Annotated in this window: 10 protein-coding genes and 1 pseudogene; 9 read left to right on the top strand and 2 right to left on the bottom strand. The window is 34.3% G+C overall.

Annotated elements, in window-relative coordinates; translation table 11 throughout:
• A partial coding sequence (locus tag Q0K80_RS08495; protein ID WP_294605410.1) for an aldo/keto reductase occupies positions 1 to 651 on the bottom strand: 651 nt, incomplete at its 3' end.
• Between the two features lie 191 nt (positions 652 to 842).
• Here Q0K80_RS08495 and Q0K80_RS08500 point away from each other — a divergent pair.
• From Q0K80_RS08500 to Q0K80_RS08545, 9 genes and pseudogenes are all read left to right on the top strand, one after another.
• On the top strand, positions 843 to 1,751 hold the full coding sequence (locus tag Q0K80_RS08500; RefSeq protein WP_294605411.1) for an L-lactate dehydrogenase: 909 nt from the start codon (positions 843 to 845) through the stop codon (positions 1,749 to 1,751).
• 167 nt (positions 1,752 to 1,918) lie between these two features.
• A pseudogene (cas9, locus tag Q0K80_RS08505) lies at positions 1,919 to 6,021 on the top strand (type II CRISPR RNA-guided endonuclease Cas9); the annotation flags it as partial.
• 307 nt (positions 6,022 to 6,328) lie between these two features.
• Positions 6,329 to 7,240, top strand: a complete 912-nt coding sequence (gene cas1 / locus Q0K80_RS08515) for a type II CRISPR-associated endonuclease Cas1 (protein WP_294605413.1) — start codon at positions 6,329 to 6,331, stop codon at positions 7,238 to 7,240.
• The gene (cas2, locus tag Q0K80_RS08520) at positions 7,218 to 7,523 is read left to right on the top strand and encodes a CRISPR-associated endonuclease Cas2 (RefSeq protein WP_046324298.1); all 306 of its coding nucleotides are present in this window, start codon (positions 7,218 to 7,220) and stop codon (positions 7,521 to 7,523) included. Before cas1 ends, cas2 begins: the two co-directional genes overlap by 23 nt.
• On the top strand, positions 7,520 to 7,876 hold the full coding sequence (gene csn2, locus Q0K80_RS08525; RefSeq protein ID WP_294605415.1) for a type II-A CRISPR-associated protein Csn2: 357 nt from the start codon (positions 7,520 to 7,522) through the stop codon (positions 7,874 to 7,876). Before cas2 ends, csn2 (Q0K80_RS08525) begins: the two co-directional genes overlap by 4 nt.
• Positions 7,877 to 7,892: 16 nt before the next feature.
• Positions 7,893 to 8,207, top strand: a complete 315-nt coding sequence (gene csn2, locus Q0K80_RS08530; RefSeq protein ID WP_294605428.1) for a type II-A CRISPR-associated protein Csn2 — start codon at positions 7,893 to 7,895, stop codon at positions 8,205 to 8,207.
• A gap of 480 nt (positions 8,208 to 8,687) precedes the next feature.
• A complete protein-coding gene (locus tag Q0K80_RS08535; protein ID WP_294605417.1) occupies positions 8,688 to 9,089 on the top strand; it encodes a hypothetical protein in 402 nt (133 codons plus the stop codon).
• Between the two features lie 269 nt (positions 9,090 to 9,358).
• Positions 9,359 to 9,775: an MFS transporter gene (locus Q0K80_RS08540; RefSeq protein ID WP_294605419.1), complete on the top strand. Its 417-nt coding sequence runs from the start codon at positions 9,359 to 9,361 to the stop codon at positions 9,773 to 9,775.
• A 17-nt stretch (positions 9,776 to 9,792) separates the two neighbouring features.
• Positions 9,793 to 10,506, top strand: a complete 714-nt coding sequence (locus Q0K80_RS08545; RefSeq protein ID WP_365935531.1) for an MFS transporter — start codon at positions 9,793 to 9,795, stop codon at positions 10,504 to 10,506.
• Positions 10,507 to 10,695: 189 nt separating this feature from the next.
• Here the strand turns inward: Q0K80_RS08545 and Q0K80_RS08550 are convergent, their stop codons facing one another.
• A complete protein-coding gene (locus Q0K80_RS08550) occupies positions 10,696 to 11,943 on the bottom strand; it encodes a glycosyltransferase family 2 protein (RefSeq protein ID WP_294605423.1) in 1,248 nt (415 codons plus the stop codon).
• Between the last annotated feature and the right edge of the window lie 72 nt (positions 11,944 to 12,015).

Raw genomic sequence — 12,015 nt, forward strand, 5'->3', positions numbered from 1 at the left:
CATGTTGTGTAAGCGTGAGTAGTCTAAAACGCCCCGATCGTGGTCAATGCTACGTGCATCCGTCATGTTGGTGTGAATATTAAAATCAATTGGCCCCGTGTGCATCACACTTAATTGCAATTGATTAATCAGCAATCTTTGGCTAACCCCAGCTTGTAATAAGTCAACTTGCATCGGATTAAAGTTTGAAACTCCAAAGTGCCGCACTTTCCCGTCTCTTTGTAATTCATCAAAGGCAGCGCCAACTTCAGCTGGATCCATTAAAGCGTCTGGTCTGTGGAGTAGCAAGCTATCTAAATAGTCAATTTTCATCCGGGAAAGAATACCATCTACGGCGTTAATCAAATATTTTTTAGAAAAATCATACCTGGTAGTCTTGTAATCCAATTTAGGATTTTCATAAATACCGGTCTTAGATTGAATATAAAAATCGTCTCGAGTTAACGATGACTTTTGAAAGGCAGCTCCGAAGATTTCTTCAGATTTGCCATGACCATAAATATCAGCTGAATCAATATAATTAATTCCTGCTTCGTGGGCAGTTTCCAAAGTTTTAACAGCTTCATCAACACTCAGTTTGTTCATGCGCATAATTCCCAGTGCAATGGCCGAACCGGTGAAATTAGTATTACCAATTTTAATTTGTCTCATAATGTACCTCCTTTCTTTAGTATACGCTTTCTTTACCTATAATTTCTAAAAAGTGTAGTTTTAATTTACATTTAGCAATGATAACTAAAAACTAATATTTTTTTAAAAATATTTTATTTTTATCATAATTTTGTATATAATAGATCTTACATAATTTTTTAATATTTTTAAAAACAGTAGGAGGGAAAATTATGAGTAATAAGATTGGAATTATTGGAAACGGCCACGTTGGCAGTACGATAGCGCAACAGCTGATATTAACGGGATTGGTTGATGATCTTGTTATGATTGATGTTAATGAAGCAAAGGTTAGAGCGGATCAGCTTGATTTTCAAGATGCCATGGCAAATTTGAAGCACCACACTACTATTACTATCAATGATTATTCGGCCCTCAAAGATGCAGATATTGTAATTAGTGCTTTTGGGAATATTGAGTTGGAAGCAGGCGGTGAACGTTTTGCCGAATTGAACTATAACCGTGAGCGGATTGGGGATATTGCGGAGTCAATTAAGAAAAGTGGCTTCAACGGTATTTTGCTTGCTATTACCAATCCAGTAGATGCAATTACTAATATGTATCAGGAATTAACTGGTTTACCGCGTAAACATGTCATTGGCACCGGTACTCTTTTAGACACAGCCCGCATGAAACGTGCTGTTGGTGAACTCATGAATGTCGATCCTCGTTCAGTGGAAGGCTTTAACTTGGGCGAACATGGTAATTCACAATTTACTGCTTGGTCAACAGTCAAAGTTTTAGAAAAACCAGTTACCGAAGTAGCTGAAGCAAAGCACTTAAAGCTTGAAGACTTAAATGATGAGATTAAGTTTGGTGGTCAAACAGTATATAAGGGTAAGCAATATACTAACTATGGAATTTCAGCGGCTGTGACCCGTTTGGTAGAAACCATTCAAAGCGATGCCCATACTGAAATGCCAGTTTCAAATTATCAGGAAAAATATGGTACTTACCTGTCTTATCCTGCAATTGTTGGTCGTGACGGTATTATCCAAACTGTTGAGTTGACTTTGACGGATGAGGAAGAAAAGAAGTTACAGGCATCTGCTGCAACAATTAAAGAAAAAGCCAATAAATAATGAAATAAGTCCCAGGGGTTACATATCTTCTGGGACTATTTTTGATTTATTTATTAAAAATTATGGTCAAAATAGTCAACATTTTTATATTATTTTAAAAATTGTAGTGAATTCTGTGGTTATAAGGGGTATTCTTATAGTAATGAAAAGATTTAAGGAGAAAGAATATGAAGAAAAGAATAGATGACTATATTCTGGGTCTCGATATCGGGACCAATTCTTGCGGCTGGGCTGTGACAGATAAGAAAAATAACTTATTAAAACTTAGGGGAAAAACTGCAATAGGTTCACACTTATTTGAGGAAGGACATACTGCGGCTGATCGTCGCGGTTTTAGAACTACCAGAAGACGCCTTAAGCGCAGAAAGTGGCGCTTAAGACTTTTGGAAGAGATTTTTGCGGAGCCGATGGCTGAAGTGGATCCGGGATTTTTTGTGCGCCTGCATCAGTCATGGGTGTCACCATTAGATAAAAGCAGGAAAAAATACCAGGCCATTGTATTTACAACAGCTAAGACAGATCATGATTTTTATGAAAAATATCCGACGATCTATCATTTGCGCGACGCACTAATGAAGGAAGACCGTCAATTTGATTTACGGGAAATATTTTTAGCCATCCACCACATTGTTAAATATCGTGGTAATTTTTTGCAGGATACACCTGTTAAAGACTTTGAAGCTTCCAAAATTGAAGTAGGTCCTATATTAACAAATATCAACAACGCTTTTGCGGAAAAGATAGTTGAGGGCCAAGATCTTATTGAATTAAATGTCGCAAACGCTGCCGAGATCGAGGCTGTTATACGCGGTAAAGATGCAGAAAAGACCGTTTATAAGATGGACAAGGTCAAAAAAATTGCCAAGTTATTAACCGATTCAACTGCTAAGGAACAAAAAAATGTGGCTAAGCAAATTGCAAATGCCATCATGGGTTACAAAACGCAGCTTGAAACAATTTTAGGTAAGGAAATCGATAAAAGTGATAAGGCGCAATGGGAATTCAAACTTTCGGATGCAGATGATAAGCTGGGTGCCTTATTACCGGATCTTGATGAAAGTGATCAGACTGTTGTGGCTGAAGTCGAAAAATTGTTTAGCGCGATTACCTTAAGTACTATTGTTGATGAAAATAAGAGTTTATCACAATCTATGGTGGCCAAGTACGACAAGCATCATCAAGATTATAAGTTATTAAAAGCTTATATCGACACTTTGCAGGACCGCAGTATAGCTAAAAAGTTACTTTTAGCCTATGATCTATACGTTAATAATCGTCATGGTCATTTGCTGGAAGCCAAAACCGAATTTAAACAGGATGGCACTTTGACTAAAGAAGATTTTTATAAAACGGTTAAAGATAGTCTGGATGAATCTGAACTCGCTCGCAAGATTGCGCAAGAAATAGCTGCAGATAATTTATGCCTAAACAGCGGACGAATAGTAATGGTGTAATTCCGTTTCAACTGCATCAAATTGAGCTGGATAAGATTATTGCTAATCAAAGTAAGTATTACCCCTTCTTAGCTGCAGAAAACCCGGTAGAAGATCATCGTAAACAAGCACCGTACAAATTAGATGAACTAGTTAGATTCAGAGTGCCCTATTATGTGGGACCGATGATTACAGCTGATGAACAGGAAAAAACATCCGGTAAGAACTTTGCTTGGATGGTCAGAAAAGAAGATGGTCAAATCACCCCGTGGAATTTTGAACAAAAAGTAGACCGCCAAGAATCTGCCAACAAGTTTATTAAGCGGATGACTATCAAGGATACCTACCTATTAGGTGAAGATGTTTTGCCTGCTAATAGTTTGCTTTATCAAAGGTACGAAGTATTAGATGAACTTAATAATATTAAAGTAAATAAAAGACGCTTAGATCCAGAAATAAAAAAGGATATTTATAACAAACTATTTAAAACAAAAAAATCAGTTTCTAGAAGAGATTTAATTAACTATCTAAAGGAAGAGCAAAATATAGAACATGTTCTAATTGAGGGTTTGAAAGACAAGGAATTAAATACCAAATTTAATTCAAGTCTGTCAAGCTATTATTATCTAAAAAAACTACATGTGTTTGATAAAGAATTAGTAGACCCACAATATCAAAAAGATTTTGAAAAAATAATTGAATATTCGTCTATATTCGAAGACACGAAAATTTTTCAAGAAAAATTAAGGGACGAATTTAAGTGGCTAACCCCTAAGCAATTTAAAGCAATATCAACGTGGCGCTTACAAGGTTGGGGCAGATTATCGCGTAAGTTGCTGGTGGAATTGCATGATACTAATGGCCAAAACATTATGGAGCAACTATGGGATAGCCAAAAGAACTTTATGCAAATTGTGACTGAGCCTGATTTTAAAGAAGCAATTGCTAAGGAAAACCAGGACGTTACACAGGAAAATGGTGTTGAAGCAATTTTGGCAGATGCCTATACTTCTCCTGCTAATAAAAAGGCGATTAGACAGGTAATTAAGGTTGTTGATGATATCGTTAAAGCTGCTGGTAAAGCTCCAGCGCAATTTGCAATTGAATTTACAAGAAAACCACAAAAAAAATCAGAGATACTACATATTCGCGGTACTAAGCTGCTTAAAACATATGAAGAAACTGCTAGTGAATTGGTAGACCAGAATCTAACTGATAGCTTAAAAGATGCGATGACTAGCCGTAAATTGCTAAAAGACAAATACTTTTTATATTTTATGCAGGCTGGAAGGGATGCTTATACAGGACAAAAAATTAATTTTGATGAAATTATAAAGGATTATGATATTGATCATATTTTGCCAAGACCATTTATTAAGGACGATTCTTTTGATAATCGGGTTTTAACGGCTAAAGTTTTAAATGCGAAAAAAGCAGATGATGTGCCGTATAAGTGCTTTGCTAACAACTATGTTTCAGACTTGAAAATGACAGTTAGCGAAATGTGGAAGAAGTGGCAAAGAGTAGGTATTATAAGTAAATTCAAATTAAATAATTTATTGCTTAATCCGAATAAACTAGATAAATATCAGAAGTCAGGTTTTATTAATAGGCAGCTGGTAGAAACAAGTCAAATTATTAAGTTAGTATCAGTTATTCTGCAGAATAAATATCCAGATGCAGAAATTATTACGGTTAAAGCTGGTGACAACTCCGCTCTGCGTCAGCGCCTAGATTTATATAAGAGTCGTGAAGTTAATGATTATCATCATGCCATTGATGCCTATTTAACTATAGTTTGTGGGAATTTTTTATATCAGGTGTATCCCAAACTTCGGCCATATTTTGTATATGGTCAGTTTAAAAAATTTAGTCAAGACAAAAATTTAGAAAAAGATATTCTTACAAATCTAAAGTTACAAAATTTCTTGTGGCCTTTACTGCAAGAGGATAATTCTAAGCGTAAAGCCCTAGAAGAAATTAGGGAAAATGTTAGCCATCGGATAGTCTTTTACAAGCATCCAGACATTTTTGACAAATTACGTAAAGCATATAATTATAAATACATGCTAGTCTCAAGAGAAACTACGACTGAAGATAGTAGTATGTTTAACATGACTGTTTATCCTCGCGGAGAGCGTGATCGTAAGAAAACTAGAAAGCTAATTCCTAAAGGTAATCGGCTCGATACCAAAATTTATGGTGGCTATAGCGGCAACACTGATGCATATATGGCAATTGTCAAGATTGAGAAAGCAAAAGAATCTATCTATAAAGTTATTGGAATCCCAATGCGCGCTCTTGCAGGCTTGAAACAGGCCAAAAAGCAAGGCAATTATAAGGAAGAACTCCGCAAAGTGCTTGAACCCCAGATTATATTTGATAAAAATGGTAAGCCTAAGCGGGGAGTTAAAGGTTTTAGAGTAGTAAAAGACCATGTTCACTTTAAGCAACTAGTTTTAGATAGCGACAAAAAATTTATGTTATATTCTGCGTGCTATTTTGCTAATGCTAAGCAATTAACACTTTCTCATGAAACTATGAAAGTAGTGACAGATAATCTAGAAAAAGAGGATTATAAAGATGAAAAACAACTTCTTATAAATGCTTATGATGAAATATTACAGAAAGTCGATCAATATTTGCCGTTGTTTGATGCCAATAAGTTTAGAGCAGGCCTTCATAATGGTAGAGCTAAATTTATTGATTTAACTATTAATGATAAGAAAAATGTTTTAAGTAAAGTGTTAAATGGGCTGCATGATAATATGGTTAACCCAGATTTGAAGAACTTGGGAATTAAGACTCCATTTGGCAAAATGCAAGAAAAATCTGGTATAACTTTATCACCAAAAGCAGTGTTAATTTTCCAGTCACCAACAGGACTTTTTGAAAAGCGGGTTAGGATAGCAGATTTGTAAGCTAAAATAGGGAAGCGCAATAATCCGATTCCCTATTTTTGTGCATAAAAAAACCTCCGCTATAGAGCTGAGGCAGGACGGTAATAACCGCGTTGAAACTTAGTATCTCATAGATACATTGTTTGATTTTAAATCTGATTGTTAGATCAATAATGATTAGATCGTTGGTAGCTAACCAACAAATTCATTTTAACATTTATTTATAAAAATACAAGGAGGAAATATGGTATGGAGATCAGTAATCATCACACAACATGCCAAATTAACATATTCGATGCAGATGATGATTGTACAAACTCGTGATGGCATTAATCAAATTCCAATTGAGGATATTAATCTGTTGCTTGTTTCAACTACCCAGGCAGTGATTACCAGCGCACTTATTAGTAAATTGGCGCAAAATCAAACCAAAGTTATTTTTGTTGATGAAAAGGACAATCCGCTAGTTGAAACAGCTGTTTATTATCCAGGTGCCAGAAATATGGCTAAGTTAAAAAAGCAGTTTAATTGGGATGAACATTTAAAAGAAGTACTGTGGACAAAGATAGTTAGTCAAAAAATCAAAAATCAGATTGCAGTTTTGGATAATTATCATTTGAATAAAGATGAAGTCCAAAGTGAACTGGATCAACTGGAAATTAATGATGAAAGCAATCGAGAAGCAATTGCGGCTCGTAAATATTTTATGCTTTTATTCGATAAAAACTTTGTTAGACGTGATACCAGTGCCATTAATGCAGCACTAGATTATGGTTATGCTATTTTGCTATCAAGCTTTAATAGAGAAATTGCAATGAATGGCTACTTGACTTATTTTGGTATTCATCACTGCTCGCAAAAAAACCAATTTAATTTGGCTTCGGATTTAATGGAACCATTTCGACCATTTGTTGATTATTGGGTTAAAGCTCATGAAAAAATTAAAGAGCTGACACCAGATATTAAGTATGGGCTAGTTGAACTTTTAAGTTTAGAAATAAAATTTAATGATAAAAAGACGCTTTTGACAAATGCTATTTCAGTTTATGTACGAGAATGTCTAAAATTTCTAAGTGGGGATAGTAAGGAATTGCCAGAAATGGAGATGAGTTTAACAAATGAGGTACCGAATAATGCGCTTAATGATAATGTTTGATTTGCCAACGGAAACAGCCCAAGAACGAAAAGAATATCGCCAATTTCATAAAAAGTTGATTAATGAAGGCTTTTTAATGGTGCAATTTTCAGTATATGTGCGAGTCTGTGTTACTAGACAAACGGCTAAGTTTTTAGAAAATCGTATCAAAAAGTTCTTACCTCGAGGAGGTCTAGTCCAGTCATTAATGGTTACGGAAAAGCAATATAATGACATGCATTTTTTACTTGGCAAACCAATTGACGATGTGCGTAATACTTCAGATAGGACGATTATCTTATGATTTTAACTTATGTAACTCATAAAAAATGGGTGTTTAAGGATCCTGGTATAAAAATCATTGGCTTGCAAAGTCATATTGCTTACTGTGATATAATTCAAGGCTTCCTTGGAAAGAATAAAATGTTGCTTTGTTCAGAGGATGATTACAGTCCTCTGGATATTGGTAAGACGTTTGATTTCATTGGCGATCCATTACTTAGCGGCGATATTACTAAAAAATATATGCCGCACATTGTAAATAGCTATTTGACAAATTTAGATGAAGAAAATCGCAACAAAATGATTAAATCATTTTATAGTTTAGAGTCAATTTTACAGTTTAGAGTCAATTTTACAGGATTCACTTTTACTTGAAGACTTACCTTTAGCAATTAATTTTGATGAAGATTTAAAAAAGCTACTTAAATTAACGGAGATACATTTGGATAAATCAATGTTGCTTAGTCCATATGGTATAATAGAAACAGTTTTAAAAATTCATCAAACTTGTAATTTAAAGACAGTTCCAGTTATTTGTAATGTAGCTCATTATCTGGAAAAACAGGAATGGCAAGAGCTAGCTAGCCTTGTTAAAGAAATGAATTTGATTTTGGTTGTAATTGAATTCACTACGAGAGAAAATTTAACAATACCTAAAGACACACCTTTCTATTTTATTGATAAGGATCTAATCGATTGGTATTAACAACAATATTAAAATCATATTATAAAATATCGGTTTTAGATGATTGTTAGATCAATGATGATTAGAACAGGGTACACCACCTAGCATTTTAGGGATATGTTTTAGCAATGATGATTAGAATGAGAGAGCTTTGGGGCTTGATATTGTTAAAGTTTTAGATGGTTGTTAGATAAATGATGGCTCAAGTATCTATATAAAAATTGATAAAGTAACAAGCACTTTTCTCATAGACTATTTTATGAGGATGGCAGAAGATTTTGTCAACAAACTTAGTCTTTATTATTTGAATTAGAATGAAATTTATACATTTGTAGCTCATTATCAAACATCCTAAAGTAGGAAGCAAATAGAAGTATGACGATACTTTTATCTGCTTTTTTATACTTAAAGTTGAAGTTGAGATCGCCAACAGGATTGAATCTTTGAATTCGATTTTCAAACGGGCCCGTAGGAGTAATGCCCTTTGCTAGTTAGGTTAGGATGAGGATCTTAAAGATCGTATTAGAAAATGAACAAAGGAACTATTATGCTTCAATAATTTTAGAAGATGTTACAGTGAATGTTATTGGTATTGACGTTAGTCGTGGTAAAAGTCATGCCACTTTAATTACTACTGATTTTGAAAAGCAAGATTTTAATTTTAGTCGTAGCCGCTACAGCATTGGTTCTGCACAAACGGTTGAAGTTGAGATGATTAAAGGCATGCTTAGAAATCAAAACAAGATTAACAATTATCTAGTTGACTATTACTGCAAATTAAAAGGGCCACCCTATTCCAGAAAGGATTTGGAAATAGCCTGTGTTAACCATTTAAATCGTACAATCATGTATTTCGTTCACACAAATCAAAGCTATGATTATCAACAAGCTGTACGTCAATAAAGGTTAATTGTTAAACAAATATTTAACTTGCAAAAAGGCGCTTTTTTGAAGTATCTTTAGTATACCCATTTTTAAATCTTTTTGATACTTGAAATTCTATAAGAAATCATATTAATAATGAAAAGATAAGTAGTAACAGATAATAAATCTGCTAATTAATCACACATGATAATAGCGACAAAATAGGCAGGTATATTTTATTTCCTTATATGTGACTTCCACTATGCAGATATAAACTAAACTCCCATTAAAAAGGTAAGCTTATTCACATGAAAAACATACTAAAAAGTAGAAACAACAGACTATATCTTCTATCAGTAATTACTGATAACTTTGGCAGTGCGTTAATGGCCTTTGTGTTACCATTGATGGTACTTGATATCACTAAAAATGGAATTCATTTGTCAATAATCTCTGTAATTCAAACCCTGCCGTTTCTAGTTCTTGGTCTCCCTGCAGGTGCAATCACAGATAAATTCGATGTCAAAAAAATTCTAATTTTCAGTGATTTAATCCGACTTATCAGTTATCTAGTTTTTGCTACTGCGATTGCATTGCACTTAACAACAGAATGTATAATTTTTGTTATCTATGCAGTTTCCCTCGTTGTCAGCGTCACCAATACACTTAATACAGTATCAGAAATTACCTTTGTTTCTTTTTTGGTTGAAAAGAAACAAAGGTAATTTCTGAATTAAACAGTCTGGTTTATGGCATACAATATGCAGCTAATTTCGCACTGGCTATCGTAGGCGGCGTCTTATATCAATTTGTTTCGCACAGTATTTTAATTTTTATTTGTGCCGTTTTCTATTTAATTAGTCTTTTACTGGAAAAAATGATAAATCTGCGCTCCCAGGACACTTCCTTTACTGGACTAGCAGGCCTGAAGCCAGCACTTAAAACAGTAAAAATGGATATAAAAGAGGGCTTGAATTATACGCTTAGTCTTCACTCTGTTTTATATCCATTAATACTGGCCGCACTAGTTAATATTGCTTCAGCAAATTTTGATAACGATAGTCTCATAATATTACGCACGCAAATAGGCCTTTCCTCTGGAAATATCGGAATTGTTTCCGCAATTGCAGCTATTAGTGCCTTAATAGGTACTTTGGTTGTTAATTGGTTAAATAAACGAGTTGGCTTTAATTTGTTGTTTACACTGCTAATTTTTACAGACGCTTTTTTTCGTGCTGTTTTTGCCTTGTCTAAGAACGTATTGGTATTAGTTTTAGCTATTGCAGTTATTGCAATTATGGAATCCATCATCAATATTAGTATAATCACGAATAGGCAACAGCAAGTTGAGCAAAAATATCTGGGTCGAGTTACAAGTATCTATAAAACAGTATTAATCGGAGTAAATTCTTTAGGCTATCTTTTAGGAGGACTTATTGCTAAGAAAATAGTCTAAAGATATAGCGTAGGGGTTTCTGCAATTGCACTCTTGGCAGTCACAGCGCTTAGCGCTTATCTGCTTGCGCCTAAAAAGAAACGTAATGAGTAAAACTTAATAAGAAACTGTTAAGCAGTTCTTTTGAGCTAATTATATTAACAAAGAGAATTTAACCATTCACAGTTGGTACAGTCACTAGGATAAATATTAATTATGAGCAGTTTTTGACCATGATTCATCTCCAGACATAGCCCGTATTATAGCTTTATACGGTACTATTGCCAGAGACCATCTGTAGACATCGAACATGATAATGATTCTGACCATATAAGAGAAATTTAGAGGGAAGTCAAGCCTGGCTTGTCGCCATTGTTTTATAATTAACAAAATGTTTGTTAAGACTTCAACGAAAAGCAAAACGCCAATAACTGCTAAACTAACCCAGACGTTAGTTTTCATATAAATTAGTAATATTATTAAAGATATCGCTGCGGCTGGCGTAACTAAAAGGGAAATTGCGGGGATAGTCAAAAAAGCTATTACAAAGACTTTAAACATTGATGGAATGGAAGATGATTTAATTATCTGCTTGCCATATTTATTCAAACACTGAAATCCGCCTTGGCACCAACGTGTGCGTTGACGAACTAGTTTCTTGTATTCAGTAACGCCTTCTTGTGTAATACTTACTTTGTTTATAAAAGTGCCACGATAGCCTTTAAATAGGCCTTTGATTGAAAACTCACAATCTTCAAGTAATGATGATGACCAGCCAACATCATTAGTCATTTTTAAAGTCATAAATTGACCATTACCTGAAGCTAAAGCTGAGCCCCAACTAGTTCTTGCCATTTGCAAAAGGGAATTATAAACAGTGAATTCAAAATTTTGCATCACCGCAATATTTTTTTGTAGATTGTAAATATTCACGCGTGTTTGCACTAAATCATAGTGGGAATGGTTAAATGCATATACAACTTCCTTTAAGTAATTTTTTCCTGGAATACTGTCAGCATCTATTACGCCAATAATTGTTTTGTCTTCAGGGTAGTTCATTTTTGCAATGCACTTGACTGTATATTCTAGTGCTGGGCCTTTTCCTTGCTGTGCATTAGGTTTAGTGCGATGTACAACCATAACATCAGGATGAGAAGCATACTTTTGCAGTAGGGTAGTGGTCCCATCGCTTGAATCATCATCAATAAATACTAGCTTAAGTTTGATAAAATCGTCACATTGTTTTTGCACATCTAATAATTTTGGTATATTTTTGCTTAGAGTTTGAAATTCATTCATCGCAGGGATTAACAAAAACATAGTATCAAAATCGCGGCAGCGCTCGCCGTACCTATCCTGTCGAACACGTCTGCTAAATGTCAGGTAAATCGTCCATAATAGATCAAGAATGTATGAACAGCCACCTAAAATTAACATAATGGCTATCAATAATTTCATTTTATCTCTCCAGTTATTTTTTGGATACTCTCAAAACGTTTTCAATTTATAATAACATGAATTGGTCTATAC

Source organism: uncultured Lactobacillus sp. (assembly GCF_945290125.1).
GTDB classification, from domain to species: domain Bacteria; phylum Bacillota; class Bacilli; order Lactobacillales; family Lactobacillaceae; genus Lactobacillus; species Lactobacillus rizhaonensis.

What these genes read in the sequence shown, in the direction of transcription:
- cas2 (WP_046324298.1), top strand. Translation starts at nt 7,218, where the DNA reads ATGCGCTTAATGATAATGTTTGATTTGCCAACGGAAACAGCCCAAGAA.
- csn2 (WP_294605415.1), top strand. Translation starts at nt 7,520, where the DNA reads ATGATTTTAACTTATGTAACTCATAAAAAATGGGTGTTTAAGGATCCT.
- cas1 (WP_294605413.1), top strand. Translation starts at nt 6,329, where the DNA reads ATGGTATGGAGATCAGTAATCATCACACAACATGCCAAATTAACATAT.
- Q0K80_RS08550 (WP_294605423.1), bottom strand. Translation starts at nt 11,943, where the DNA reads ATGAAATTATTGATAGCCATTATGTTAATTTTAGGTGGCTGTTCATAC.
- Q0K80_RS08500 (WP_294605411.1), top strand. Translation starts at nt 843, where the DNA reads ATGAGTAATAAGATTGGAATTATTGGAAACGGCCACGTTGGCAGTACG.
- Q0K80_RS08540 (WP_294605419.1), top strand. Translation starts at nt 9,359, where the DNA reads ATGAAAAACATACTAAAAAGTAGAAACAACAGACTATATCTTCTATCA.
- Q0K80_RS08535 (WP_294605417.1), top strand. Translation starts at nt 8,688, where the DNA reads ATGAGGATCTTAAAGATCGTATTAGAAAATGAACAAAGGAACTATTAT.